Annotated in this window: 20 protein-coding genes and 4 tRNA genes; 18 read left to right on the top strand and 6 right to left on the bottom strand. The window is 69.6% G+C overall.

The features are described from left to right. Positions 1-5 precede the first annotated feature (5 nt). The 7 genes from rdgB (at position 6) to ntrC (ending at position 8,841) form a co-directional block, all read left to right on the top strand. A complete protein-coding gene (rdgB, locus tag HNQ70_RS00365) occupies positions 6-617 on the top strand; it encodes an RdgB/HAM1 family non-canonical purine NTP pyrophosphatase (protein ID WP_183963207.1) in 612 nt (203 codons plus the stop codon). Positions 618-649: 32 nt separating this feature from the next. Next, positions 650-1,846: a radical SAM family heme chaperone HemW gene (gene hemW / locus HNQ70_RS00370; protein WP_183964235.1), complete on the top strand. Its 1,197-nt coding sequence runs from the start codon at positions 650-652 to the stop codon at positions 1,844-1,846. Continuing rightward, positions 1,843-3,507, top strand: a complete 1,665-nt coding sequence (locus HNQ70_RS00375) for a long-chain fatty acid--CoA ligase (RefSeq protein WP_183963209.1) — start codon at positions 1,843-1,845, stop codon at positions 3,505-3,507. Before hemW ends, HNQ70_RS00375 begins: the two co-directional genes overlap by 4 nt. A gap of 278 nt (positions 3,508-3,785) precedes the next feature. Continuing rightward, positions 3,786-5,198: a type I glutamate--ammonia ligase gene (gene glnA, locus HNQ70_RS00380; RefSeq protein WP_183963211.1), complete on the top strand. Its 1,413-nt coding sequence runs from the start codon at positions 3,786-3,788 to the stop codon at positions 5,196-5,198. A 265-nt stretch (positions 5,199-5,463) separates the two neighbouring features. Beyond that, the gene (locus HNQ70_RS00385; RefSeq protein ID WP_183963213.1) at positions 5,464-6,021 is read left to right on the top strand and encodes a DUF4124 domain-containing protein; all 558 of its coding nucleotides are present in this window, start codon (positions 5,464-5,466) and stop codon (positions 6,019-6,021) included. 16 nt (positions 6,022-6,037) lie between these two features. Continuing rightward, on the top strand, positions 6,038-7,072 hold the full coding sequence (glnL, locus tag HNQ70_RS00390; protein WP_343060569.1) for a nitrogen regulation protein NR(II): 1,035 nt from the start codon (positions 6,038-6,040) through the stop codon (positions 7,070-7,072). A gap of 44 nt (positions 7,073-7,116) precedes the next feature. Continuing rightward, a complete protein-coding gene (gene ntrC / locus HNQ70_RS00395; protein ID WP_183963217.1) occupies positions 7,117-8,841 on the top strand; it encodes a nitrogen regulation protein NR(I) in 1,725 nt (574 codons plus the stop codon). 47 nt (positions 8,842-8,888) lie between these two features. On the opposite strand, the gene HNQ70_RS00400 is transcribed toward ntrC, so the two are convergent. The 3 genes from HNQ70_RS00400 to HNQ70_RS00410 all read right to left on the bottom strand — a co-directional run bounded on the left by HNQ70_RS00400 (position 8,889) and on the right by HNQ70_RS00410 (position 11,155). Beyond that, the gene (locus tag HNQ70_RS00400; RefSeq protein WP_183963219.1) at positions 8,889-9,866 is read right to left on the bottom strand and encodes a Bug family tripartite tricarboxylate transporter substrate binding protein; all 978 of its coding nucleotides are present in this window, start codon (positions 9,864-9,866) and stop codon (positions 8,889-8,891) included. Positions 9,867-9,949: 83 nt separating this feature from the next. Then, positions 9,950-10,726 (bottom strand): exodeoxyribonuclease III, encoded by a 777-nt coding sequence (xth, locus tag HNQ70_RS00405; RefSeq protein WP_183963221.1) that lies wholly within the window; start codon positions 10,724-10,726, stop codon positions 9,950-9,952. 219 nt (positions 10,727-10,945) lie between these two features. After that, positions 10,946-11,155 carry a ribbon-helix-helix protein, CopG family gene (locus tag HNQ70_RS00410; RefSeq protein WP_183963223.1) on the bottom strand — a complete coding sequence of 70 codons (210 nt, stop codon included), beginning with the start codon at positions 11,153-11,155 and terminating at the stop codon, positions 10,946-10,948. 112 nt (positions 11,156-11,267) lie between these two features. Here HNQ70_RS00410 and HNQ70_RS00415 point away from each other — a divergent pair, with 112 nt between their 5' ends. Genes HNQ70_RS00415 through HNQ70_RS00440 form a run of 6 tightly spaced genes read left to right on the top strand, consistent with a single transcriptional unit; the run spans position 11,268 to position 18,556 of the window. After that, on the top strand, positions 11,268-13,280 hold the full coding sequence (locus HNQ70_RS00415) for a proton-conducting transporter transmembrane domain-containing protein (RefSeq protein ID WP_183963225.1): 2,013 nt from the start codon (positions 11,268-11,270) through the stop codon (positions 13,278-13,280). After that, positions 13,277-14,212, top strand: a complete 936-nt coding sequence (locus HNQ70_RS00420) for a respiratory chain complex I subunit 1 family protein (protein ID WP_221302582.1) — start codon at positions 13,277-13,279, stop codon at positions 14,210-14,212. Before HNQ70_RS00415 ends, HNQ70_RS00420 begins: the two co-directional genes overlap by 4 nt. Further along, entirely contained in the window at positions 14,209-14,823 is a 615-nt protein-coding gene (locus tag HNQ70_RS00425) for a hypothetical protein (RefSeq protein ID WP_183963227.1), read from the top strand. The genes HNQ70_RS00420 and HNQ70_RS00425 overlap by 4 nt, the downstream gene beginning before the upstream one ends. Further along, the gene (locus tag HNQ70_RS00430) at positions 14,820-16,271 is read left to right on the top strand and encodes a proton-conducting transporter transmembrane domain-containing protein (protein WP_183963229.1); all 1,452 of its coding nucleotides are present in this window, start codon (positions 14,820-14,822) and stop codon (positions 16,269-16,271) included. The genes HNQ70_RS00425 and HNQ70_RS00430 overlap by 4 nt, the downstream gene beginning before the upstream one ends. Then, on the top strand, positions 16,271-17,785 hold the full coding sequence (locus tag HNQ70_RS00435; protein ID WP_183963231.1) for a hydrogenase large subunit: 1,515 nt from the start codon (positions 16,271-16,273) through the stop codon (positions 17,783-17,785). The genes HNQ70_RS00430 and HNQ70_RS00435 overlap by 1 nt, the downstream gene beginning before the upstream one ends. Positions 17,786-17,806: 21 nt before the next feature. Beyond that, positions 17,807-18,556 carry an NADH-quinone oxidoreductase subunit B family protein gene (locus HNQ70_RS00440; protein ID WP_183963233.1) on the top strand — a complete coding sequence of 250 codons (750 nt, stop codon included), beginning with the start codon at positions 17,807-17,809 and terminating at the stop codon, positions 18,554-18,556. A 94-nt stretch (positions 18,557-18,650) separates the two neighbouring features. Here HNQ70_RS00440 and HNQ70_RS00445 read toward each other — a convergent pair whose 3' ends face one another. After that, a complete protein-coding gene (locus HNQ70_RS00445; RefSeq protein WP_183963235.1) occupies positions 18,651-20,765 on the bottom strand; it encodes a M3 family metallopeptidase in 2,115 nt (704 codons plus the stop codon). 118 nt (positions 20,766-20,883) lie between these two features. Next, positions 20,884-21,753, bottom strand: a complete 870-nt coding sequence (gene folD, locus HNQ70_RS00450; RefSeq protein WP_183963237.1) for a bifunctional methylenetetrahydrofolate dehydrogenase/methenyltetrahydrofolate cyclohydrolase FolD — start codon at positions 21,751-21,753, stop codon at positions 20,884-20,886. 79 nt (positions 21,754-21,832) lie between these two features. Here folD and HNQ70_RS00455 point away from each other — a divergent pair. From HNQ70_RS00455 to HNQ70_RS00475, 5 genes are all read left to right on the top strand, one after another. After that, positions 21,833-21,908: transfer RNA gene (locus HNQ70_RS00455), tRNA-Ala, on the top strand. A gap of 9 nt (positions 21,909-21,917) precedes the next feature. Then, positions 21,918-21,993 (top strand) — tRNA-Glu (locus tag HNQ70_RS00460). A 176-nt stretch (positions 21,994-22,169) separates the two neighbouring features. Then, positions 22,170-22,245: transfer RNA gene (locus HNQ70_RS00465), tRNA-Ala, on the top strand. Positions 22,246-22,266: 21 nt separating this feature from the next. Continuing rightward, positions 22,267-22,342: transfer RNA gene (locus HNQ70_RS00470), tRNA-Glu, on the top strand. A 155-nt stretch (positions 22,343-22,497) separates the two neighbouring features. Then, the gene (locus tag HNQ70_RS00475) at positions 22,498-24,363 is read left to right on the top strand and encodes a patatin-like phospholipase family protein (RefSeq protein ID WP_246434508.1); all 1,866 of its coding nucleotides are present in this window, start codon (positions 22,498-22,500) and stop codon (positions 24,361-24,363) included. Here HNQ70_RS00475 and HNQ70_RS00480 read toward each other — a convergent pair. Beyond that, the gene (locus HNQ70_RS00480) at positions 24,315-25,295 is read right to left on the bottom strand and encodes an HD domain-containing protein (protein WP_183963241.1); all 981 of its coding nucleotides are present in this window, start codon (positions 25,293-25,295) and stop codon (positions 24,315-24,317) included. The genes HNQ70_RS00475 and HNQ70_RS00480 overlap by 49 nt on opposite strands. Positions 25,296-25,305: the final 10 nt, after the last annotated feature.

Consider the following 25,305-nt stretch of genomic DNA (forward strand, 5'->3'; position numbering starts at 1 on the left):
CACGGATGAAGCTCAGCAAGGTGGTGCTGGCCTCCGGCAACCTCGGCAAGCTGCGTGAGCTGGGCGAGCTGTTTGCGCCGCTCGGGGTCGAGCTGCTGCCCCAGTCGAGCCTGGGGATCGGCGAGGCCGAGGAGCCGCATCCCAGCTTCGTCGAGAACGCGATTGCCAAGGCGCGCCATGCGTCGCGCGCCAGCGGCCTGCCGGCGCTGGCCGACGACTCCGGCATCGCCGTGGACGCGCTGGGCGGCGCGCCGGGCGTGCACTCGGCGCGCTGGGCGCAGCTGGCCGGCGGCGAGAAGAGCGACGCCGCGAACAACGCCCGCCTGGTGGCAGCGCTGGCCGGCGCAGCGCAGCGCACGGCGCGCTACGTCTGCGTGCTGGCGCTGCTGCGCAGCGCCGACGATCCGCAGCCGCTGATCGCCGAGGGTGTCTGGTGCGGCGAGGTGATCGACCAGCCGCGCGGCAGCGGCGGCTTCGGCTACGACCCCCATTTCTGGCTGCCCGAACTCGGGTGCACCGTCGCCGAGCTCGGCGCCGAGCGCAAGCACGCGCTGGGCCACCGGGGGCAGGCGACGCGGGCGCTGGTCGAGCGGCTGGCGGCGCTGCGGCTGGTGTGAGCACCGTGGCCGTCGGCAAGCTGGCGCAGCTGATGGCGGCGGGCGCGCGCGCGGCCGTGCCCGGGCTCACGCAGCTGCCGCCGCTCTCTCTTTACGTCCACCTGCCGTGGTGCGTGCGCAAGTGCCCTTACTGCGATTTCAATTCGCACGAGCTGCGCGGCGGCGCGCAATTGCCCGAGGACGCCGAGCAGGGCTACCTGGCCGCGCTGCAGGCCGACCTCGAGGCTTCGCTGCCGCTGGTGTGGGGGCGCAGCGTGCAGACGGTGTTCATTGGCGGCGGTACCCCCAGCCTGTTCTCCCCGGGCGCGATCGAGCGGCTGCTGCAGATGGTGCGCGCGCTGCTGCGGCTGGCGCCGGACGCCGAGATCACCATGGAGGCCAACCCGGGAACCTTCGAGGCGGGGCGTTTCCGCGACTTCGCCTCGGCGGGAGTGAACCGGCTGTCGATCGGCGTGCAGAGCTTCGACGACCGGCTGCTGTCGGCGCTCGGGCGCATCCATGACGGCGACCAGGCCCGCCGCGCCATCGAGACCGCTGCGGAACGCTTCGCGAGCTTCAACGTCGACCTGATGTACGCGCTGCCGGGCCAGGGGCCGGACGACCTGGAGCGCGACCTGCGCACCGCGCTGTCGTTCAACCCGCCGCACTTGTCCTACTACCAGCTGGCGCTGGAGCCGAACACGCTGTTCGCCAAGCACCCGCCGCAGCTCCCCGACGACGACACTGCCGCGCAGATGCAGGAGCGCATCGAGCAGGCGACTGCCGAGGCGGGCCTGGGGCACTACGAAATCTCCGCCTATGCGCGTCGCGGCCACCGGGCGCGGCACAACCTGAACTACTGGGAGTTCGGCGACTACCTCGGCATCGGCGCCGGCGCGCACGGCAAGCTGTCCTTTCACGACCGCATCCTGCGGCAGGCGCGCTACCGGCATCCGCAGCGCTACGTCGAACAGGCAATGCGCGGCGCGGCGGTCGAGGAGGAGCGAGTGCTCGGCCCGTCCGACCTGCCCTTCGAGTTCATGCTCAACGCACTGAGGCTGGTCGACGGCGTGCCGGCGGCGATGTTCGTTGAGCGCACCGGCCTGCCGGTCTCGGCGGTGTACCGGCGCCTGGGCGAGGCCTCGGCACGCGGACTGCTCGACCCCGACCCCACGGTGATCCGCGCCACGCCGCTGGGGCTGCGGTTCCTGAACGATCTTCAACAGCTCTTTCTCGAGGAGGCTCCATGAAATCGACCATGATGTCGACCCAGCTGTCGCTGAACCGCGTGCTCGACTACGGCACCCGGATGTTCCCCGGCACGGAGATCGTCTCCCGCCTGCCGGACAAGTCCTTCGTCAAGCACAGCTTCGCGCAGTTCGGCGCGCGCGCGCGCGCGCTGGCGGGCGCGCTCAGGAAGCTCGGCCTGCGCAAGGGCGACCGGGTCGCCACGCTGTGCTGGAACCATCATGCGCACCTCGAGGCCTATTTCGGCATTCCGGCGGCCGGCGGCGTGATGCACACGCTGAACCTGCGGCTGGCGCCGGAGGAAATCGGCTGGATCGCGCACCACGCCGACGACCGCTTCCTCATCATCGACGACATCCTGCTGCCGCTCTACGAGCAGTTCGCGAAGCTGCACCGCTTCGAGCGCGTGATCGTCTTTTCGTTCTCCGGCGCCCCGGTGGCCACGCGCGCGGGCGACCCGCACGAGGGCGAGCCCGCGGTCGACGACTACGAGCAGTTGCTGCGCGAGGCGCCAGCGGCCTTCGAGTACGTGGACCATGACGAGAACGACCCGGTGGCGATGTGCTACACCTCGGGCACCACCGGCAAGCCCAAGGGCGTGGTGTATTCGCACCGCTCGACGGTGCTGCACACGCTGACCATCTGCATGCCCGACTTCATCGCGCTGCAGGCGCGCGACGTGGTGCTGCCGGTGACGCCGATGTTCCACGCGAACAGCTGGGGCATCCCCTACGCGGCGGTGATGCAGGGCTCGAAGATCGTGTTTCCCGGCCCGCACCTGCACGCCGACGACCTGCTCGACCTGATGCAGGCCGAGCCGCCGACCATCGCGCTGGGCGTGCCGACGATCTGGCTGAGCCTGATCCAGACCTACGAGGCCAACCCCGGGCGCTGGACGCTGCCGAAGAATTTCCGCAGCCTGGTGGGCGGCGCCGCGGTGCCCGAGGGGCTGATCCGCGCATTCGCGAAGCACGGCCTGTCGATCCAGCAGGGCTGGGGCATGACCGAGACCTCGCCGCTGGCCACGGTCTTCTACGAGAAGCCCGAGCTGAAGGCCAGTCTCACTGAGGACGACTGGCACGCGCGGCGCACCCTGGCCGGCGTGATGGTGCCGATGGTGGAGTTCCGGCTGATCGACGAGGAGGGCAAGGTGGTTGCCTGGAACGGCAAGGACGTGGGCGAGCTGCAGGTGCGCGGCCCCTACATCACCGGTGCCTACCACGACGTGCCGCAGGATCCGGACAAGTTCACCGACGACGGCTGGCTGCGCACCGGCGACGTGGCGGCGATCGACCAGTACGGCTACATGCGCATCGCCGACCGCACCAAGGACCTGATCAAGTCCGGCGGCGAGTGGATCAGCTCGGTGGACCTGGAGAACGCGATCATGGGTCATCCGGCGGTGGCCGAGGCCGCGGTGGTGGCGGTGGCGCATCCGAAGTGGACCGAGCGGCCGCTGGCCTGCGTGGTGCTCAAGCCGGGCGCCAGCCTCGGCGCCGAAGAGCTGCGCACCTTCCTGTCCGACAAGATGGCGCGCTGGCAGGTGCCGGACGCGATCAAGTTCGTCGATGCTATCCCGCGCACTTCCACCGGCAAGTTCTGGAAGATGAAGCTGCGCGAGCAGTTCCGCGACTGGAAATGGCCGGAGGGCAGCGGCAGCTGAATTTCTGCACCGCACCGGTGCAATCTTTGAAAGCGCCCCGTCATGGGGCGTTTGTCGCATCCGCCGCCCGAGATCGGGGCGCAGGGTGCGGGGAATTGCACAGGGGGTCTCCGCTGCCGCCCCCGGGACGTGCGCCTCGGCGCGCGATCCTCAGCCTGGCACGGAAAATGCTTACCTGTTCTGCGCAGTTTGCCAGCCCCCGGAAATACGCACACAATCCGGTGCTTCCGGGGCTGGCACTCAATCACACAGCCACGACGTACTCAGGAGATTCCCGAATGGCGACCGCCAAAGACGTGATGAAGATGGTCTCGGACAACGAAGTGAAGTTTGTGGACTTCCGCTTCACGGATACGCGCGGCAAGGAGCACCACGTCACCGTGCCGGTGAGCCACTTCGAAGAGGACAAGTTCGAGTCCGGACATGCGTTCGATGGCTCGTCGATCGCCGGCTGGAAGGGCATCGAGGCCTCCGACATGCTGCTGATGCCGGATCCGTCCACCGCGAACATGGATCCGTTCCGCGAGGAGCCCACGCTGATCCTGACCTGCGACGTGGTCGAGCCCAGCGACGGCAAGGGCTACAACCGCGATCCCCGCTCGATCGCCAAGCGGGCCGAGGCCTACCTGAAGTCCACCGGGATCGGCGACACCGCCTTCTTCGGTCCGGAGCCCGAGTTCTTCATCTTCGACTCGGTGACCTGGAACATCGACATGTCCGGCTGCTCCGTGAAGATCAACTCCGAAGAGGCTTCCTGGAGCACGGGCAAGGAGTTCGAGGGCGGCAACCTCGCCCATCGTCCGTCGGTGAAGGGGGGCTACTTCCCGGTCCCGCCGGTCGATTCCTTCCAGGACATGCGCTCCGAGATGTGCCTGCTGCTCGAGCAGATGGGCATCCCGGTCGAGGTGCATCATCACGAGGTGGCGGGCGCCGGCCAGAACGAGATCGGCACCAGGTTCTCCACGCTGGTGCAGCGCGCCGACTGGACGCAGGTGCTCAAGTACGTGGTGCTGAACGTCGCGCACAGCTACGGCAAGACCGCGACCTTCATGCCGAAGCCGATCGTCGGCGACAACGGCTCGGGCATGCACGTGCACCAGTCGGTCTGGAAGGACGGCACCAACCTGTTCGCGGGCGAGAAGTATGCCGGCCTGTCCGATTTCGCCCTGTACTACATCGGCGGCATCATCAAGCATGCGCGCGCGCTCAACGCCATCTCCAACCCGGGCACCAATTCGTACAAGCGCCTGGTGCCGGGCTTCGAGGCGCCGGTCAAGCTCGCCTACTCGGCGCGCAACCGTTCGGCGTCGATCCGCATCCCGCATGTGAGCAACCCGAAGGGCCGCCGCATCGAGTGCCGCTTCCCGGACCCGACCGCCAACCCCTACCTGCTGTTCTCGGCGATGCTGATGGCCGGCCTGGACGGCGTGCAGAACAAGATCCACCCGGGCGAGGCCGCGGACAAGAACCTGTACGACCTGCCGCCGGAAGAGGATGCGAAGATCCCGACCGTCTGCGCGTCGCTCGACCAGGCGCTCGAGTACCTGGACCGCGACCGCGAGTTCCTCACCCGCGGCGGCGTGTTCAGCGACGAGATGATCGACGCCTACATCGGACTGAAGATGGAGGAGGTGCAGCGTTTCCGCATGACCACGCACCCGATCGAGTTCGACATGTACTACTCGATCTGAGCGGCCGGCGGTGCCACGTGCACCGCCGACCTTCAGGGGCACAGGGGCCGGGCGACCGGCCCTTGTGCATCGCGCGTCGTGCGTCGTGCCGCGCGTGCGCATGGCGCTTCGTTCGTGGTCTGGTCCGTCCGGCCGTCGTCTGGCCCGTCCGTGCGGCTCCCGGCCCGGTCCATCGGCGCCCATGCTCCATCGGGCGGTCCGCGGGGCGGGGCGCGGACGGAAACCGGTATAGTCGGCCGCACTTCAACCCGATCACTATCAGGGCATGGCAACAGGCAAAGCGTTGCGGATCGCGCTGCGTTCCGGTCTCTCCTCCGTGCTGGCCGCGCTTGCGCTCCAGGCCGGACCGGCGCAGGCCCAGATCTACAAGTGCGTGGGGCCGGATGGCGTGGTCGAGTACAGCAACGCCCCGTCGCAGGCCAACCGGCGCTGCACCGAGATGCAGCTGAGCCCGATCATGAGCATCCCTGCGCCGAAGCTGCCGCGCGCGGCACAGCCTGCCGGTGCCGTCCAGCCATCCGGGGCGCCCGCTGCGCCCGCAGCGCGTGCCAGCAGTCCGTCGGAGTTTCCCCGAGTGGATGGCGCCACGCAGAAGGCGCGCGACACCGACCGCCGCGGCATCCTCCAGGAGGAGTTGCGCAAGGAGGAGGAGAAGCTCGCCGGGCTGCGCGACGAGTACAAGGACGGCGAGCCGGAGCGCCTTGGCAGCGAGCGCAACTACCAGAAGTACCTGGACCGCGTGCAGCGGCTCAAGGACGACATCGGCCGCTCGGAGGCCAACATTGGCTCGCTCAAGCGCGAACTCGGCGCCCTCCGCAACTGATTCCGGCGCGCCTCCGGTGCGCCTGCGCGGCCTCGAGCTGCTCGCCAGCGCGGTGGTGGTGCTGTCCACGGACGGCCGGGTGCGCTGGCTGAACCTGGCGGCCGAGCAGCTCTTCGAACTCTCGGCCAAGGTGGCGGTCGGGGCCTTCTTCGCGCGTCTGTTCGTCAATGGCGCCGCGGTCGACGCGCTGGTCGAGGACGCCAGGGCGAACGCCTTCGGCCTCAAGCGCCAGGAAATGCTGCTGGAGCGTGCGGGGCACGAGCCGCTCACCCTGGACATCATCGCCACCGTGCTCGAGTCGCCCGATGATGCGCTGCTGCTCGAGTTCCGCGAGCTGGACCAGCGCCTGCGTCACGACCGCGAGTCGCACATCATCGACTCCGCACAGGCCAATCGCGAGCTGGTGCGCAACCTTGCGCACGAGATCAAGAATCCGCTGGGCGGCATCCGCGGCGCGGCGCAGCTGCTCGAGACCGAGCTCGATTCGCCGGGGCTGCGCGAGTACACGCAGGTGATCATCAAGGAGGCCGACCGGCTGCAGGCGCTGGTGGATCGGCTGCTGGAGCCGCACCGGCATCCGCGCGCGGTCGCGGACGTCAACATCCACGAGGTCTGCGAGCGGGTGCGTTCGGTGGTGCTGGCCGAGCATCCGATGGGGCTGCGCATCGAGCGCGACTACGATGCGAGCATGCCGGAGCTGCGCGGCGACAAGGCACAGCTGATCCAGGTGGTGCTCAACCTGGTGCGCAACGCGGCCCAGGCGCTGAGGGGCCAGGGCCGCATCGTGCTCAAGACGCGGGTGGCCCGCCAGGTGACGCTTGCGAAGCAGCGGCACCGCCTGGCACTGGAATTGCATGTGATCGACAATGGCCCTGGCATCCCGGAGGCGATCCGTGACCGGATCTTCCATCCGCTGGTGTCGGGGCGCGAGGGCGGGAGCGGCCTTGGCTTGTCGCTCGCACAGAGCTTCGTGCAGCAGCACGGGGGGCTCATCGAATGCGAGAGCCGTCCGGGCCGCACCGATTTCCGGATCCTGCTTCCCCTGTCGTAGCCGGACTTGCGCGGCGGGGGCGGCAGCCACGCAGAGCAGGGACCATGAATTCCGTATGGATCGTTGACGACGACCAGTCGATCCGCTGGGTGCTGGAGCGCGCACTCACGCGGGAAGGTTTCGACGTGCGCGCCTTCGGCGACGCGCAGGAGTGCCTGCGGGCGCTCGAACAGGGGGACGCGCCGAGGGTGCTCGTCTCCGACATCAGGATGCCGGGCGGCAGCGGCATCGAGCTGCTGCAGAAAGTTCATGAGCGGCGGCCGAAGCTGCCGGTGATCATCATGACCGCCTACTCGGACCTCGAGAGCGCGGTTTCCGCCTTCCAGGGCGGCGCCTTCGACTACCTGCCCAAGCCCTTCGACCTGGTCAAGGCGGTGGAGCTGATCCGCCGGGCAATGCAGGAGAGCGGGCCGGAGGCGGCTGCCGAGGAGGAGGCCGATGCCAGCCTGGAGATCCTGGGCAAGGCCCCCGCGATGCAGGAGGTGTTCCGGGCGATCGGGCGGCTCTCGCATTCCAGCGTCACGGTGCTGATCACCGGAGAGTCCGGCACCGGCAAGGAGCTGGTGGCGCGCGCGCTGCACGATCATAGCCCGAGGGCGGCGCAGGCTTTCGTCGCGCTGAACACCGCCGCAATTCCGCGCGACCTGCTGGAGTCCGAGCTGTTCGGCCACGAGCGCGGGTCGTTCACCGGCGCACAGCAGCTGCGCCGCGGCCGCTTCGAGCAGGCCGAGGGCGGCACGCTGTTCCTCGATGAGATCGGCGACATGCCGCCCGACCTGCAGACCCGGCTGCTGCGGGTGCTGGCGGACGGACAGTTCTACCGGGTTGGCGGGCACCAGCCCCTGAAGGCCAACGTGCGGGTGATTGCCGCCACCCACCAGGATCTCGAGGAGCGGGTGCGCAAAGGCCTGTTCCGCGAGGACCTCTTCCACCGGCTCAATGTGATCCGGCTGCGGCTGCCGCCGCTGCGCGAGCGCACCGAGGACATCGGCCTGCTGGCGCGGCATTTCCTGCAGCGCTCGGCGCGCGAGCTGGGCGTGGAGCCCAAGCGCCTCACCGAGGGCGCGCTGACCGGGATGGCGGGCTTCCCCTGGCCGGGCAACGTGCGCCAGCTGGAGAACGTGTGCCACTGGCTGACGGTGATGGCGCCGGCGCAGGCCGTGGGGTTCAAGGACCTGCCGCCGGAGATCCGCGACGCTGCGCCCTATGCCGGGCTGCATGTGGCTGCGCCTGCCGCGGAGCCGTCGCCGGGCGGCGCAGTGGCGGGCGCGGCCGGCGCGCGCCCCGACGAGGGCGGGGCCGGGGCCTCGCGTGCGGAGGCGGCGGGCGCTCCCGCTGGGGGCCAGGCTGGCACCGCGGCAGGGTACGCGGCGGGGTTCGCAGCCGGCTCTCTGGCGGGCGCTCAGACAGTCTTTGCCGCTGGTCCGGACGTTGGCGCGTTCTCCCCGAACGGCGGCGAGCTCGCCGCCGCCGAAGCGCTCCCGCCGGCCGCCTGGTCGCGGCTGCTGGAGCGCGAGGTGGCTGCGCGACTCGCTGCGCAGCCCCGCAACGTCCGCCCGGGCGGCGACGGCGAGAACGGAGGCATGGTCGCCGACGACGACGAAGAGGGGCTGATGGACGCGCTGGTGCGCGAGTTCGAGAGCGTGGTGATCCGTGCCGCGCTGCGCCACACGCGCGGCCGCAGGATCGATGCCGCGGTGCGACTGGGCATCGGCCGCAACACCATCACCCGCAAGATCCAGGAGCTGCGGCTGGAGGAGGACGAGTAGGCGCTGCGGTCCGGGCCCGCGCGCATCGATCGGGCCCGGCGCGAAGCTTACTTGTCGGCCAGCGGCGTGGTCCTGGCGAGTTCGCGGTACCGCTGGGTTTCCGCGACGATCAGCGCCTTCAGCTGCGCGCCGCTGCCCGCGATGATGTCGGCGCCGCCCTGCTTCTCGTTGTAGGCCTTGTACTCCGGGCTTTTCAGGATCTCGATCAGCAGCTCCTCGAGCTTCTGTGCCAGTGGCTCGGGCGTTTTGGCGCTCACGCCGAAGCCGGTCCAGACGATCAGTTCGTAGGGCACGCCCAGTTCCTGGATGGTCGGAACGTTCGGCAGGAATGCGTGCCGGTTGGGGCCGGTCTGGGCGAGCGGGCGCAGGCGTCCGGCCTCGATCAGGGGCATGGCGCCGCCGGTGTCGGTGATCGCTACGTCGATGTCGCCGGCGATCACGTCGTTGTTCGCCTGGGCTGCGCCTTTGTAGGGCACGTGGATGAACTTCGCGCCGGTGACCTGCTGCAGCTGCAGCCCCCCGATCCTGTAGTGATGCCCGTAGTTGGACATCCGCACGGTCCCCGGCTTGTCTTTGGCTTCGGCGATCACCTCCGCGAAGGAACGGAATCGCGAGTTCGCGCCGGTGACCATCACCGCCTGGCTGCGCGCGATGTAGGCGATCGGGCGCACGTCGCGCAGCGGATCGTAGGGCGTGGCCGGATTCAGCAGCGGCGTCAGCACCATCGGGGAGGGCGTCAGGTACATCAGGGTGTGCCCGTCGGCGGGGGCGCCTAGCAGGCTCTGCATCGCGATCACGCCGTCGCCGCCCGGACGGTTCTCGACGATGGCGGACTGGCCGGTGATCTTGCCGAAGCGCTCGGCGACGAAGCGCGTGCCCGTGTCGGCGCCGCTGCCCGGTCCCAGCGCAACGATGAAGCGCACCGTCTTCGACGGAAAGGCAGGGGCCTGCGCCAGGCCGTGCCGCGCGGCCAGCAGCGTGCCGGCGCCCGCCGCTGCGAAGGCCAGAAAGTTGCGTCTCGTCATCCTCGTCCTCCTACTTGTAGTTGGATTGCCGCGTGCATGATGCGCGATTCGCGGGCGGGACGGGCGAGCGCGGAGTTCAGGAATCAGTCGATCCGCACCACCACCGGCGCGTGGTCCGAGGGTTGCTCGCGCTTGCGCATCTCGCGCTCGATCCGGCACTCGCGCACGCGCCCGCGCAGTGCGCCGGTCACCAGGATGTGGTCGATGCGCAGGCCCATGTTGCGGCGGAAGGCCATCTGCCGGTAGTCCCACCAGGTGTAGAACTTCTCCGGCTGCTCGAAGAGCCTGAAGGCGTCGACGAGGCCCAGCGCCTCCAGAGCGCGGAAGCGCTCGCGCTCCGGCTCCGAAACCAGCACCTGACCGGCCCACGCGGCCGGGTCATGCACGTCGCGGTCCTCCGGGGCGATGTTGAAGTCGCCCAGCAGGGCCAGCGGCGCGCCGTCGGCGAGCTGCGGCTGCAGCCATTCGAGCAGGCGGTCGATCCAGCCCAGCTTGTAGACGTACTTGTCGGAGTCGACCGACTGGCCGTTAGGGAAGTAGGCGCTGATCACGCGCACGCCGGCCACCGTGGCCGAGATCAGCCGCTGCTGGGGGTCTTCGAGCAGCGGGTTGCCGATCGCAACGTCCGAAGGCTCGCCCACCGTCTCGCGCCGGGTGAGGATGGCGACGCCGTTGTAGGTGGGCTGGCCTGAATAGGCGGCCGCGTAACCGGCCTGCGCCAGCGCGTCGATCGGGAACTTCGCGTCGACCAGTTTGGTTTCCTGCAGACACACCACGTCGACCGGATCCCGCGACAGCCAGTCGAGCAGCTGCGGCAGGCGGACTTTCAGGGAGTTCACATTCCAGGTGGCGATTTGCATCGGGGAAGTCTTCCTTCTAGTGGCAAAGGGCGCCCGGCGGCCGCCTCATTGCTGGGGGCCTGCGCCTACTGAACGGGTAGGGCGGGCTGCACGCGGGGGAAGCCTACACCGAGCGGCGGCGCGAGAAGGGTCTCCTTCGCGCGCAGGGGAGCCGATGCAGAAGAGGAAAGCCGGCGGCGGCGTCCATCGAGATCGCGAGCGCCCCCACCGGGATCGTAGTCAGCGCTGCCCGGCAGTCGTGTCTTCGTCGTCCCCGTCGCCGTCCGCGCCGCTCGGCACGAAACTCACCCCATGCTGCGCCAGGTAGTCGCGGATCAGCCTGCGCACCACCTGCGAAGGCGTCACGTCCTGGCGCGCGCACAAGGTCTCGAAGGCCTTCTTCTTCGCCGGGTCCACCAGCACCGTCAGCCGTGCGGTCTTGCGTTCCATTGCCGACTCCATGCGAGTCCAATCTGTTTCGGAGTATCATGTGATGAGCACAAGACACACATGACATGATAATACCAGTCATACATCTGCGGGTCGTCGTGCCCGGTTGCGCGTGAACTCTCTTCTCTCCGCGCAGGGGGTGCTGCTGGTCGGTGCCGCGGCCTGCCTGCTGCCGGCAGGCAACCGGCTGCGCGCGGCGGTCGGGCTCGTGTCGCAGGCGGTGGCGACGGTGCTGGTGCTGCTCGTCGCGCTGCCCGTGGCGCTCGGCGGCACTCCGCTCGAGGGGACGCTCGCCTGGGCGCACCCGGTGGGCACGCTGAGGATCAGGCTGGATGCGCTCGGCGCCTTCTTCCTCGCCTGGTCGCTGCCGATGACGCTGCTCGGCAGCGTGTATGCCGTGGGCTACCTCCGCCGCCACTTCGACACCGAGCGCCATGTCGGGGTGCACTACGCGCTGCTCAACATGACGGCGCTGTCCTTCATCCTGGTCTACACCGCGGATCACGCGCTGGTGTTCCTGCTGGGCTGGGAGATCGCCGCACTGGCGGCCTGGCTGCTGGTGATCTGGGACTACCCGAACCAGAAGGTCCGCTTCGCGGGCTTCAACTACCTGGTCTCCACGCACATCGGCCTGATCTTCCTGGTCGCTGCCTTCATGATCCTCTACGCCCATTCGGCGAGCTGGGACCTGGGCAGCTTCGGCCGCTGGCTGCAGGAGAACCCGGGGACCGAGCGCAATCTCGTCTTCCTGCTGCTGCTGGCCAGCTTCGGGCTGAAGTCGGCGTTCTTCCCCTTCCACTCCTGGCTGCCGCGGGCGCACGCCGCCGCGCCCGCGCACGTGTCGGCGCTGATGTCGGGAGTGATCCACAAGGCCGGCCTGTACGCGCTGGTCCGCTTCATCCTGCTGATCGGCCGTCCCGACGAATGGATGGGCTGGTTCCTGATCGGCTTCTCGCTGCTGTCGGCGGTAATCGGCGCGCTCTATACGGTGGGCCAGCGCGACCTGAAGCGGCTGCTCGGCTACTCCTCCACCGAGAACGTCGGCATCGCCGGCCTGGGCTTCGGGGTGGGCTGCCTCGGGCTCGCCTGGGGCGATCCGGCGCTGACCGCGGTGGGCTTCGCTGGCGGCCTGCTGCACGTGCTCAACCACGCCTTCTTCAAGTGCCAGCTGTTCTATGCCGCGGGCGCCGTCTACCAGTCGACCCACACGGTCGACGTGGAGCGCCTTGGCGGACTCGCGCGGCTGATGCCGCTGACCGCGATCGCCTTCCTGCTCGGCGGACTGGCGATCTCGGCGCTGCCGCCGCTGAACGGCTTTGCCAGCGAGTTCCTGATCTATTCGGGGCTGTTCACCGGCCAGCCGATTGCGCCGTGGGCCAAGGTGGCGCTTGCCGGCACGGCCGCGGGGCTGGCCTTCGTCGGAGCGGTGTCGGCGCTGAGCATCACGCGGGCCTTCGGTGTGGTGTTCCTGGGCTCGCCGCGCGACGCGTCGATCGAGCGTCCGCGGGAGGCCAGCGCCTGGATGCTGGCGCCGACGCTGCTGCACGCCGCTGGCGTGGTCGTGCTGGGGGTGGCGCCGGTCCTCGGGCTGGCGCTGGTTCAGAGTGCGGCGGGGCTGGCGCTCGCGGCGCTCCCGTCGTCGGGCGGGGATCTCCTCGCGCCCCTTCGGGAACTCTCGGCGACGCTCTCGCGCATCGGCGCGATCTCGGCCGTGCTGGCAGTGGCGATCGCGGCGGTCTGGTGGCTGCGCGCGCGCTTCGGCCGGCAGCACGTCCTCCGCCATGTCACCTGGGGCTGCGGCTACACAGCCCCCAACGCGCGCATGCAATACACCGGCTCGAGCTTCTCATGGGACTTCAGCCGGCACTTCCGCTGGCTGATGGTGCTGCTGCGCCGCCAGCGCGCCCCGCAGGGGCCGTTCCCGACGGATGCCTACCTGGTGGCCGACTGCGTCGATGCGGTCGAGCGCCGGCTGTTTTCGGCGATCAAGCGCAGCGACGACTCCGCGGCAGAGATCTCCCGGAACCTCAGGGAGGACGACCCGCGCCTGGCCTTCGCGGGGGCGCTGCTGGCCATCGTGGTGATCGCCGGGCTCGTTGCGCTCTCGGGCGGGTGGCTTCAATGAGCGCACCCCTGGTGATGCTGAGCCTCGCCCATGTCGCCGTCGTCCTGGCGATGCCGATCCTGATGGTGGGCATCGTCAACCGCACCAAGTCCTGGTGGGCCGGACGCCGCGGGCCGAAGCTGGCGCAGTCGCTCTGGGACCTGCTTCGACTGCTGCGCAAGCAGCCCGTGACCAGCAGCGTGGCGACTCCGCTCTTTCTCGCAGGAGCGTGGGTGGTGCTGGTGGCCTCGCTGCTGGCCGCGCTGATCGCGCCGGTGTTCGGCGCCTTCGCGCCGTTGCAGTTCGGCCACGATTTCATCCTGCTCGCCTACACGCTGGGCCTGGCCCGCATCTTCATGATGCTGTCCGCAATGGACGTCGGCAGCTCCTTCGAGGGCATGGGCGCGGCGCGCGAGGCCTCGTTCACCGCCTTCATCGAGCCCGCGCTGTTCCTGCTGGTGGGCACGGCTGCGCTGGCCACCGGCCAGACCAGCCTTGCAGCGGCCATCGGCCAATGGCAGAACACCGCCGCGTTTGCGTGGCTGGTCGTGCCTGCCGTGCTGGTGCTGTTCGTGCTGCTGCAGGCCGAGGCCGCGCGCGTGCCGGTCGACGATCCTCTCACTCACCTGGAGCTGACCATGATCCACGAGGTCATGGTGCTGGATCACAGCGGGCCGGAGCTGGCCGCGATGCAGTACGCCGCGGCAGTGAAGATGAACCTCTATGCCGGCCTGGTCGCGGCCCTGCTCAATCCCTTCGACGCGCATGCCCAGCCGCTGGCTGCGATCGCCGCGTCGATTGGGCTGATGGCCGTGGTGGCGGTGGCGGTGGGCTGCGTCGAGTCGCTGGTGGCCCGGCTGCGCATGCGTCATGTCCCGCGCTACCTGATGCTGGCCTCAGCGCTGGCTGCGCTGGGCCTGGGCGCCGCCGGCTGGATTTCGGGGGCGGCATGACGCTTGCGCTGCTGGCGTTCGTGGCGGCGGCGGCGCTGCCCGTGTTCTTCGCCAGGCTGCGCTCGGCGCCAGCCTGGCTGCTGCTGCAGGCCGCGGCGCTGGCCTGGGCCTCGATGGCGCGGCATGGCGAGCCGGACCTCCACGCGTTCGCAGCGCTCGCCGAGCTGCTGCTGGTGCGGGGGCTGGTCGCGCCGCTGCTGCTGCGGCGGGCGATCCGTGAGCACGGCGGCCAGAACGTCGAGCTCATGCCGGGCAACCTCTTCGTCTGGGCGATCGCCATCGGGCTGATCGCGCTGGCCTTCCAGTTCGGCGTGACCGGCGGCGACCCGCATGCGCTGGTGCTCGGGGCGGTGGCGGCCACGGTGACGGTGGCGCTGCTGCTGCTCGCCACCAGCGATCGGCCGCCGGCGCAGCTGGTCGCCGTTCTGTTCATCGAGAACGCCATCGCGCTGTTCGAGACGACCCTGCCCGAGCCCTGGCCGACGCCGGTGCACCTCGCGCTGAGCGCGGTCTACCTGCTGACGGTGGCCGTCGGCGCCTGGCTGATCGCGCAGGCCGGGCCGCGGGCCGAGGCCGCCCGCCAGGCCGCTGAAGGCGGAGGCGCATCGTGAGCGCGACGACGACCGCTAAACCGACGGCGACCGAGCACCCGACGACGGCCGAGGAACCGGGCGCGCGCGTGCGCTGGGCCGGCCCCCTGCTGGTGGGCATTGCACTGGCAGGCTTCGCCGCCACCGTCCTGGCGTTTCTCGGCACGCCGCTGGAGCGGATGCCGCTCCACTTCGCGCAGCGCCTCCTGGTGCTCGACGCGACCTCCATGCTCTTCCTGCTGGTCATCAACACGGTCTTCCTGGGGATCAGCGTCTACATGTCGTCGCTGGCGCGGCGTTCGCCGTCGCTGGCGCCAAAGATGCCGTCGCGCACTGCGCTCACGCTCGCCTTCATGGTGGCGATGAACCTGGGGGTGATGGCCAACCACCTGCTGCTGCTGTGGGCGTTCATCGAGATCACCACCCTGTGCGCGGCGCCGCTGGTTGCGCAGGGGCAGGGCGCTCGCGCACGCCGGGTGGCCTGGCACTACCTGCTGTACTCGAGCGTCTCGCTCGCGCTGACCTTCCTGGGCATCCTGTGCCTGGCGCACTCCGCGCAGCTGCAGGGCGCCGTGCTGCAGTTCGGCTTCGACACGATGGCCGCGTCGCTGCCGCGGTCGGGCGACGGCTGGCAGCGCATGGGGCTGGCCCTGATGCTGTTCGGCCTGGGCAGCAAGCTGGGCCTCGCGCCGCTGTACAGCTGGCTGCCCGAGACTTACGAGGCTGCGCCCACCAGCACCAGCGCGCTGCTGGCCGCGGTTCAGTTCAACATCAGCGTGGTGGCGGTGCTGCGCGTGCTGCAGGTGTTCCGCGGCCAGGACACCGGCTTCGTGCTCTACGAGCTGCTGGTGATGGGCTGCCTGTCGCTGGTGATCGCCGCGATCCAGGTGATGGCCGCGCGCAACTACAAGCGGCTGATCGCCTATGCCTGCGTGAGCTCCTCGGGGGTGATCGCCATCGGGCTCTCGGTGGGCAGGGCGGCCGCCTACGGCGTGCTGCTCTACGTGGTGAGCGCCGCGTTCGTGAAGGCGCTGCTGTTCCTCACTGCGGGCCGGCTGCGCGCCGTCTACGGCAGCAACGAGAGCCGCGCACTGGCGGGGGTGATCCGGGTGCTGCCCTTCTCCGGCGCGCTGTTCGCGGTTGGCACCTTCGCGCTGCTGGGCTTTCCGCCCTTCGGCAGCTTCATGGCCGAGATGCTGATCCTGTCGGGCATCGTGCAGGTCGGTAACCTGATCGCCTTCACCGTGATGTGCGCTGCGCTGACCGTGATCTTCGTGGCCACCGGGCGCGCGATTTTCCCGATGATCTGGGGCGAGCCGGAGCAGCAGCGCCCGCCGGTGCGCGAGGGCTGGCTGACCGCGTTCCCGAAGCTCGGCTTCGTCACAGTGCTGGTGCTGCTCGGGGTCTACACGCCCGAGCCGATCGCCAGGCTGCTGGTGCAGGTCTCCCAATCGATCGGAGGGCAGTGATGGGTCCGTCGAAGCCGACCTCGATGATGCTCACGAAGGAACTTGCCGCCGTCCGCCTGGACGACTGGGCCCAGGCCTGCGGCGATGCGCTGGCTGCCGGCGACCGGCTGGTGACGCTGTTCGGCCGCGCGGCCGACGACGTGTCCAGGGGCGAGTCCGGAGGCGCGTCCTGGGGCGAGCTCATCGTCACCGCAGTGCTGCAGGCGGCCGATTCCGGCTTGTACGTGCTGCGGGGCCGCAGCGCGCGGGGCGCCGCCTATCCGTCGATCACCGCCCGCCATCCTTCGGCGCAGGCATTCGAGCGCGAGCTGTGGGAGCAGACGGGCCTGGTGCCCGAGGGCCACCCCTGGCTCAAGCCGGTGCGCTACGAGGGCGCGCGCCAGCAGCGGATGGGCGAGCACCCGTTCTTCACGATGCGCGGCCGCGATGTCCACGAGGTTGGCGTCGGTCCGATCCATGCGGGCGTCATCGAGCCCGGGCACTTCCGCTTCATGTGCCACGGCGAGCGGGTGGCGCACCTCGAGATCCAGCTGGGCTACCAGCATCGCGGCGTCGAGGCGATGCTGCTGCGCCGTCCGCCGCTGGCGCTGTCGACCACCATCGAGACGGTCGCCGGCGACACCAGCATCGCCTACGCCTGGGGATACTGCGCCGCCGTCGAGGCGCTGGCCGGCGTGCAGGTCCGCCCCGAGGCCGAACTGGTGCGCGGCGTTGCGCTGGAGCTCGAGCGCATCGCGATGCACCTGGTGGCGCTCGGCGGCATGGCCACCGACATCGCCTTCCTGCAGGGCGGCGCCACCTACGGCCGCCTGCGCACCGCCATCATCAACGCCACGCAGCGGGTGTGCGGAAATCGATTCGGCCGCGGCTGGCTGCGGCCAGGCGGGGTGCGCCATACGCTCGACCAGGCCCGGCGCAGCGATCTGCTGGCGACGCTAGTTGCGTTCTCGAAGGACTTCGCCGAAGTCAACACGCTGATGCTCTCGTCGCGCAGCGTCGGGTCGCGCCTCCATGGCACCGGCACGGTGACCGCGGCGACGGCGGCGCAGCTCGGCCTGGTGGGCCTGGCCGCGCGCGCAAGCGGTCTGCCGGTCGACGCCCGGCAGGATCTGCCCGGGCGGCTGTACAGCGAGCATCCCATCGAGACGCTCACCGAGGGCAGTGGCGACTGCTGGGCGCGGATGTGTCTGCGCATGCGCGAGATCGATGCTTCGCTGTGCTGGCTGCAGCAGGTGCTTGGCGCGGCAGGAATCGACCTCTCCGGCATGGCACAGGCGAACCTGGGGCCACTGTACCCGGGCACCCTGTGCGTCACGCTGCGCGAAGGCTTCCGCGGGCCGGTGGTGCAGGCGCTGGAGACGGGCGCCGACGGGCGCCTGCTCCACTACAAGCTGCAGGACCCGTCGCTGCAGAACTGGCTCGGCCTGGCGATGGCCGTGCGCGAGAACGAGATATCCGACTTTCCGATCTGCAACAAGAGCTTCGATCTCTCGTACTGCGGCAACGATCTGTAGCTCACCGAACCAGGGCAGCCAATGCTGAACTCGATCAAGGTGCGGGCCTCGCAGGGTTCGCAGTTCATCCCCGATCCGCGCAAGGCCGATCCGGTCGGCTTCCGCGCCCGGCCGGTGATTGCCGACCGGGCCTGCGACAGCGGCTGCAGCGCCTGCGTGTCCGCCTGCCCCACGCGGGCGATCGCGCTCGATCCTGTGCGCATCGACCTGGGGCGCTGCGTGATGTGCGGGGACTGCGCGCCGGTGTGTCAGGCGGAAAAGCTCTCGTTCACGAACGACTTCAGGATTGCCGCCACCGACCGGCAGGCGCTGGTGGTGAGCTCGGCGCGCCCCTCGGTCGACCCGGTGAAGGTGTCCGCCGCGCTACGCCAGCGCTTTGGCCGCTCGCTGAAGCTGCGCTCGGTGTCTGCCGGCGGCTGCAACGCGTGCGAGCTCGAGATCAACGCGCTGGGCAACGTCAACTTCGACATCGGCCGCTACGGCATCGACATGGTCGCTTCGCCGCGGCACGCCGACGGGCTGGTGCTTACCGGGCCGCTCACGCGCAACATGGCGCAGGCGCTGCAGCTCTGCTGGGACGGCATGCCGGAACCCAAGCTGGTGATTGCGGTCGGGGCCTGCGCGATCTCCGGCAGCCCCTTCGAGGAGGGCGGTGCGCTCGAGCGCAGCTTCCTCGATCGCTTCGCGCCCACGCTCTACGTTCCGGGCTGCCCGGCCCACCCGCTCACCTTCATCAGCGGCATCCTCGATCTGCTGGGCATCCCGAGCTGAGCCGCGGGCTCGGCGAGGCCGCTTCGCGTCGTTCTGCTCGAGTGCGTCCGCGGGTCCGGGCGGCGGCAGGGGGCCGGCCGCAGGGACCGGCGGCTCAGGCGGTCGCGGTTTCCACCATCCCGCTGTGCCTGAGTAGCGCGTCGATCTGCGGGTCGCGACCGCGGAAGGCGCGGAACGACTCGATCGCCGGCCGGCTGCCGCCGACGGCCAGGATTTCGTCCAGGAAGCGCCGGCCGGTCTCGGCGAGGCGCACTGGCGCGTCGGGCGCCTGCGCGGCCTCCTCGAAGGCGGCGTAGGCGTCCGCCGACAGCACCTCGGCCCATTTGTAGCTGTAGTAACCCGCCGCATAGCCGCCCGCGAAGATGTGCGAGAAGCTGTTCTGGAAGCGGTTGAAGGCCGGCGGCACCAGCAGCGCCACCTCGGCGCGAACCTCGTCGAGCAGATCCTGCACCCCAAGTCCCTCGCGCCACTCGGCGTGCAGCCGCATGTCGAAGAGCGAGAACTCGATCTGGCGCAGCGTCTGCAGGCCGCTCTGGTAGTTGCGCGCGGCGAGCATCCGGTCGAACAGGGCGCGCGGCAGCGGCTCCCCGGTATCGGCGTGCGCGCTCATCGCCTGCACGTTCTCCCACTCCCAGCAGAAGTTCTCCATGAACTGGCTGGGCAGCTCGACCGCGTCCCATTCGACGCCGGAGATTCCCGACACCGACAGGTCGTCGACGAGGGTCAGCATGTGGTGCAGGCCGTGGCCGAATTCGTGGAACAGCGTGATCACGTCGTCATGGGCGAGCGTGGCAGGCTTGCCGCCCACCGGCGGCTGGAAGTTGCAGGTGAGGTAGGCGGCCGGGGTCTGCAGTGCGGTGGGCAGGCGCCGGCGCCCGCGCGCGTCGTCCATCCAGGCGCCCGGGCGCTTGCCGGGGCGCGCATAGAGGTCGAGGTAGAAGTGGCCGACCAGCGCATGCCGGCCGTCGGCCTCCGGCGCGCGCCGCTCGATCCGGTGGAAGCGCACGTCCGGATGCCAGGTCTGCGTGGAGTCCTCCAGGATGCGCACGTCGAACAGCCGCTCGATCAGGCCGAACAGGCCCGCGAGCACCCGGGGCAGCTGGAAGTAGCGCTTCACCTCCTGCTCCGAGAACGCGTAGCGCTTCTCCTTGAGGCGCTCGCTGGCGAAGGCGACATCCCAGGACTGCAGGTCGGCGAGGCCGAGCTCGTCGCGGGCGAAGGCGCGCAGCTCGTCGAGGTCGCGCTGCGCGAAGGGTCGCGCGCGTGCGGCCAGGTCGCGAAGGAAAGCGGCGACCTCGCCGGGCGAGCCGGCCATCTTGGGCACCAGCGAGACCTCTGCGAAGTTGGCGTAGCCCAGCAGGCGGGCCTCCTCGGCGCGCAGCGCGAGGATTTCGTCGATCACCGCGGAGTTGTCGAGCGCCTTGACGCGATCGGGGTCAGCGGGCGCGGCGGCGTCAGCCGAGGCGCGGGTGACGTAGGCCCGGTAAAGGGTCTCGCGCAGCGTGCGGTCGGTGGCGTACTGCATCACCGGCAGGTAGGAGGGCATGTGCAGCGTGAAGCGCCAGCCCGGCTTGCCCGCGGCCTCGGCGCCCTCGCGCGCAGCGTGGCGCACATCCTCGGGCAGGCCGTCCAGGCGGGCTTCGTCCTCGATCAGCAGCTCCCACGCGTCAGTGGCGTCGAGCACGTTTTCGGAGAATTTCTGCGCCAGCGCCGCCTGGCGCTCCGAGAGCGCCATGAAGCGCTCGCGCTGCGGCGACTCCAGTTCCACCCCGCCGAGCCGGAAGGACTGCAGCGCGAGCTCGACGATGCGTCGGCGCGCCGGCGACAGCGCCGCGAACGCGGGCGAGTCCTGCAGCGCGCGGTACTTCTCGTAGAGCGCGCGGTTCTGCCCCAGCTCGGTCCAGAACTGGGTGATTCTGGGCAGGCTCTCGTTGTAGGCGGCGCGCAGCTCGGGCGTGTCGGCGACGCCGTTGAGGTGGCCGACCATGCCCCAGGCGCGCGACAGTCGCTCGGTGGCGTCCTCCAGCGGCGCGACGAACGACTCCCAGCTTGCCGGGGTGTCGGCGCGCGCGGCCGCCTCGACAGCTTCGCGCGCCTGCAGCAGCAGTTCCTCGATGGCGGACGCGACCAGCGCCGGGCTGAAGTCCGCGAAGCGCGGCAGGCCGGAGAAGTCGAGGAGGGGATTGGGGATCAGCGCGGTGGAGGTCATGTGGGCTCGGTGGGGGTCGTTCGTGAGGTTCGGTCGTGAGCTTCGGTCGTGAGCTTCGGTCGGGCGGAGCAGGGCGGTCTTTCAGGGCGGGCAGCGCCCGCCCGCCGGTGCCGTGGGCTCAGCCGCGGCCCGCCGCGCGCTCTGCCGCCTCGATGGTGTTGACCAGCAGCATCGCCCGCGTCATCGGGCCCACGCCGCCGGGCACCGGGGTGATCGCCGACGCGACCTTGCTGACGCTGTCGAAGTCGACGTCGCCGCAGAGCTTGCCGGCGTCGGGGCCGTCCGGGATGCGGTTCATGCCCACGTCGATCACCACCGCGCCGGGCTTGACCATGTCGCCGGTGATCATCCGTGCACGACCCACCGCGGCGATCAGCACGTCGGCGCGCCGGCAGTGCTCGGCCAGGTCGCGGGTCCTGCTGTGACAGATCGTGACGGTTGCGTTTCTTTCAAGGAGCATCATCGCCTGCGGCTTGCCCACGATGTTGCTGCGGCCCACCACCACGGCCTCGACACCGTCGAGCTTCACGCCCGCGTGATCCAGCATGCGCATCACGCCGTAGGGCGTGCAGGGACGGAAGCGCGGCGTGCCGGTCATGAGTGCGCCGGCGTTGCTGACGTGGAAGCCGTCGACGTCCTTCTCCGGAGCAATGGCCTCGATCACGCGGTGGCTGTCCATGTGCTTGGGCAGCGGCAGCTGCACCAGCACGCCGTGCACCGAGGGGTCGGCGTTGAGCTCGCGCACCCGGGCCAGCAGCGCCTCCTCGGTGGTGTCCGCCGGGAGGCGGTCCAGGATGGAGCGGATGCCGGATTCCTCGCAGTCCTTGACCTTGTGGCGCACATAGACGGTCGAGGCCGGGTCTTCGCCGACCAGGATCACCGCGAGCCCGGGCGTGCAGCCCGCGGTGACGAGCTTCGCCGCGCGCACCGCGACCTCCGAGCGGATCTGCCGGGCGAGCGCGTTCCCATCGATGATCTTGGCGGTCATGGTGTCGGGTTCCTGTGAATTCGTCGAAAGCTCGACTTTACAACGAGAAAACTCATCGCTATAGTAGCGGGCTTGTTCGGGGGGTATAGCTCAGCTGGGAGAGCGCTTGCATGGCATGCAAGAGGTCAGCGGTTCGATCCCGCTTACCTCCACCAACGATTGAAGTCCCGTTCGTCTAGAGGCCTAGGACACGACCCTTTCACGGTCGGTACAGGGGTTCGAATCCCCTACGGGACGCCAGCAGTGTGCAACGCCCGGTCCGGAAACGGACCGGGCGTTTGCTCGTGGGGCGTCGCGCTGCGATCGACCAGGGGCAAGGCCTCCCGATTTTTTGGTGAGGGCGCTCCCGGCGTGGGGTGTGGGTGGTCCCTGCTCGCATGCCTCGGCGGAGTTGTGGCATAATTTCGCTCTTGCTTGGGGGTATAGCTCAGCTGGGAGAGCGCTTGCATGGCATGCAAGAGGTCAGCGGTTCGATCCCGCTTACCTCCACCAGCGGAACACCGTAAGAACGCAGTCCCGTTCGTCTAGAGGCCTAGGACACGACCCTTTCACGGTCGGTACAGGGGTTCGAATCCCCTACGGGACGCCAGAATTGAAGAGGCCCCGATCCGGAAACGGATCGGGGCCTCTTCGCTTTCAGTGCCTCTGCTAGACTCGACGAGCACCTTGGGGTCTTCGAGTGCGTCTTCCGGAGGGGTGGACACGATGGATGGTGGAGCACGACCGAGTTACCAGGACACGCTGTTGCGCCACCATCTGCAGGCGTTCTTCGCGGACGTCGCACCCGAAGCGGTCGACCGGTTCCGGGAGCATCTCACCTGGGTGGACATCCGTGGCGGCGAGACCCTGCTGCAGCAGGGCGATCCCGGAGACGCGCTCTACCTGCTGGTCAGCGGCCGGCTGCGCACCTACGTCACCGACGAGGACGGCGCACAGCGCATGTTGCGCGAGGTTCCGCGCGGCGAGATCGTCGGCGAGATGAGCCTGTACACCGGGGAGCCGCGTTCGGCAACGGTTGTGGCGATCCGCGATTCGGTGCTGGCGCGGCTCGGCAAGGAAGAATTCGATCGCCTGCTCCTCAGCAGCGGGCAGGTTTCGGTTGCCCTCACGCGGCAGATCATCCGGCGGCTGCGCACCGACGGCTCGGCCCCTGCGGCGAACCGTCCGGTCACCATTGGCCTGATCCCGGTCACCGATGGAGTCGAGACGATGGACTTCGCGCAGCGGCTGGGGGCCCGGATGGGCGCCCACGGCCGGGTGCGGGTCCTCGATTCGGGAAGCATCGAACACGAGCTGCAGCGCATCGGGGCCGATGTCCGGCAACTGGGCGAACCGGAGTTCCAGCAGCAGGTCGCGCTGCTCCTCGACAAGATCGAGGCGGACAACGACTTCGTCCTGCTGGTTGGCGACGACGCGCCCACCGACTGGACCCGCCGCTGCACCCGGCATGCGGACGAGCTTCTGCTGCTTGCCGATGCGGGCGCCGAGCCCCGGCTCCATCCGACCGAAGAGCGCCTGCTGATGGAGCGTCCGCCGAAGACCGAGGCCGCGGAGGTCCTCGTGCTGCTGCACCCCGCGCAGACGCGGTCGCCGCGCAATACGGCCGCATGGCTCGCACGCAGACCCGTCGCCGACCATCTGCACATCCGTCCGTCGCTCGATCGCGACATGGGGAGGCTGGCCCGGATCCAGAGCCGTACCGCGGTCGGGCTCGTCCTGGCCGGCGGCGGGGCGCGCGGCTTCGCGCACCTCGGCGTCTATCGCGCCCTGCAGGAGCAGGGCGTCGAAGTCGACTACGTGGGCGGCACGAGCATGGGCGCGGTGATGGGCACGTACGTCGCATCGGGTCACCCGCTCGAGGTCGTGGCGCAAAGCGTGCGCCGCAGCTTCCGCAGCAATCCGACCGGCGACTACAACGTGCTTCCGCTGCTGTCACTGATCAAGGGCGGCCGGCTGCGCCGCGTCATCACTGCGGCCGTGCACGACCTGTTCGGTTTCGACGCCGACATCGAAGATCTCTGGATCAACTTCTTCTGCGTCACCACCAATTACTCGCGCGCCAGCGAGCATGTGCTGCGCCACGGAAACATCACGAAGTCACTGCTCGCAAGCGTCGCGATCCCGGGAGCGCTGCCCCCGGTCCTGCGCGACGGCGAGCTGTTCTGCGACGGCGGCACCTTCAACAACTTCCCCGTCGATGTGATGGCGCGCATGCGCGGCGTGGGCAAGGTGATCGGGATCGACCTGAGCAACGCCAACCCGCGCCGGATCGAGCTCGAGGAAATGCCGAGCGCGTGGAGCATGTTCCGCGACCGTTTCCGTGGCCGCAACCGGCGACGCTTCCGGCTGCCGTCGCTGGCGAGCTACCTGATGAACGTGACGATCCTGTACAGCGTGTCGAGACAGCGGCAGGCGCGCAGGCAGACCGACCTGTACTTCAATCCGCCGCTGCACCGGATCGGAATGCTCCAGTGGCATCGCCATGAGCAGATCGCCGAGCAGGGCTACGCGCACGCGAAGCAGGTGCTCGCGGGCTTGTCGGAGGGCGAGTTCGGAGCGCTTCAGCGCGCGGTGGCGACGCTGGACAGGCCGGAGCCGTCCTCGGCCTGAACGCGGTTCCGCCGCAGCCGACGCAGGCAGTCGATGCGCAAGGCCTGCCGGTTCGGCGCGAAGAACGCGCCAATCGTGAGTTCTCCGAACGCATCGATGAAGCGCAGCTTGTCCCTGGCGTCGAGCGTTCGCCCGAGCTCCGCTGCGAGCAGGGACTGCACGCGATGCCCGTACTCGACTGTCAGTCCGATCGACGGCAGCACGTCCGCTTCGATCAGCACGACTGCCTCCAGGGCCAGGCCAGGATCTGTCCTCAGCGGATCGAGCTCCGGCAACGGAGGGCGGTCCGGCGCCGAGGCGGCCTCGCCGCGATGGAAGGCATGGCAGGCGCGTGCGAAGGGCGCCCCGAGGGCGGGCTCGGTGGCGAGCACCAGGCAGGCGATCCGCTGCAGCGCATCGCTCGCAGCGCCGGCGGCCTCCAGGTACGGCAGCGCCTTGCTGACTGCCAGTCGCTCATGCCAGAAGGGCTGCTTGCCGCCGGCCGAGCCATCGTGATGGAAATCGTGCATCAGCGCCGCCACGAGCACGTTCAGTGTTGCGCCGTCCGGCAGTCGGGCCCTGCGGGACAGATCGAGCGCACACAGCAGCACCTCGAGGAAATGCCGGGGATTGTGGTAGCCCTCGGGGATGCCCGCGCCGATGCCGCGGTCGATGTCGGCGGCGATCACCATCGCGCCGACGCGAAGCGGGTCTCCCGGAGCGACGTCGAGCGTCGCCACTGAAGCCGCGAACGTCCGCGACATCCTGTCGGGGCGATCGCCAAGCTCACCGAAGCACGCAACGAGACGGGCCGCCAGCTGCTGCGGCGTCAGAGAGTCGTCCCGGGCGAAGGGCGCCGCGTCGGGCTCGCAGACGCGGGGGTCAGGCTCGGGGGCCGGGTCGAGCGGCTGCATTCGCCGACGACCGTAGTCTCGTCCAGTGCGCGTCGTCATTCGAGTACCG

The organism is Quisquiliibacterium transsilvanicum (genome assembly GCF_014202215.1).
Classification (GTDB): Bacteria; Pseudomonadota; Gammaproteobacteria; order Burkholderiales; family Burkholderiaceae_E; genus Quisquiliibacterium; species Quisquiliibacterium transsilvanicum.

Excerpts from the sequence above, each read along its gene's own strand:
- rdgB (WP_183963207.1), top strand. The coding sequence starts at position 6 with ATGAAGCTCAGCAAGGTGGTGCTGGCCTCCGGCAACCTCGGCAAGCTG.
- hemW (WP_183964235.1), top strand. The coding sequence starts at position 650 with ATGGCGGCGGGCGCGCGCGCGGCCGTGCCCGGGCTCACGCAGCTGCCG.
- HNQ70_RS00375 (WP_183963209.1), top strand. The coding sequence starts at position 1,843 with ATGAAATCGACCATGATGTCGACCCAGCTGTCGCTGAACCGCGTGCTC.
- glnA (WP_183963211.1), top strand. The coding sequence starts at position 3,786 with ATGGCGACCGCCAAAGACGTGATGAAGATGGTCTCGGACAACGAAGTG.
- HNQ70_RS00385 (WP_183963213.1), top strand. The coding sequence starts at position 5,464 with ATGGCAACAGGCAAAGCGTTGCGGATCGCGCTGCGTTCCGGTCTCTCC.
- ntrC (WP_183963217.1), top strand. The coding sequence starts at position 7,117 with ATGAATTCCGTATGGATCGTTGACGACGACCAGTCGATCCGCTGGGTG.
- HNQ70_RS00400 (WP_183963219.1), bottom strand. The coding sequence starts at position 9,866 with ATGACGAGACGCAACTTTCTGGCCTTCGCAGCGGCGGGCGCCGGCACG.
- xth (WP_183963221.1), bottom strand. The coding sequence starts at position 10,726 with ATGCAAATCGCCACCTGGAATGTGAACTCCCTGAAAGTCCGCCTGCCG.
- HNQ70_RS00410 (WP_183963223.1), bottom strand. The coding sequence starts at position 11,155 with ATGGAACGCAAGACCGCACGGCTGACGGTGCTGGTGGACCCGGCGAAG.
- HNQ70_RS00420 (WP_221302582.1), top strand. The coding sequence starts at position 13,277 with ATGAGCGCACCCCTGGTGATGCTGAGCCTCGCCCATGTCGCCGTCGTC.
- HNQ70_RS00425 (WP_183963227.1), top strand. The coding sequence starts at position 14,209 with ATGACGCTTGCGCTGCTGGCGTTCGTGGCGGCGGCGGCGCTGCCCGTG.
- HNQ70_RS00435 (WP_183963231.1), top strand. The coding sequence starts at position 16,271 with ATGGGTCCGTCGAAGCCGACCTCGATGATGCTCACGAAGGAACTTGCC.
- HNQ70_RS00440 (WP_183963233.1), top strand. The coding sequence starts at position 17,807 with ATGCTGAACTCGATCAAGGTGCGGGCCTCGCAGGGTTCGCAGTTCATC.
- HNQ70_RS00445 (WP_183963235.1), bottom strand. The coding sequence starts at position 20,765 with ATGACCTCCACCGCGCTGATCCCCAATCCCCTCCTCGACTTCTCCGGC.
- folD (WP_183963237.1), bottom strand. The coding sequence starts at position 21,753 with ATGACCGCCAAGATCATCGATGGGAACGCGCTCGCCCGGCAGATCCGC.
- HNQ70_RS00480 (WP_183963241.1), bottom strand. The coding sequence starts at position 25,295 with ATGACGACGCGCACTGGACGAGACTACGGTCGTCGGCGAATGCAGCCG.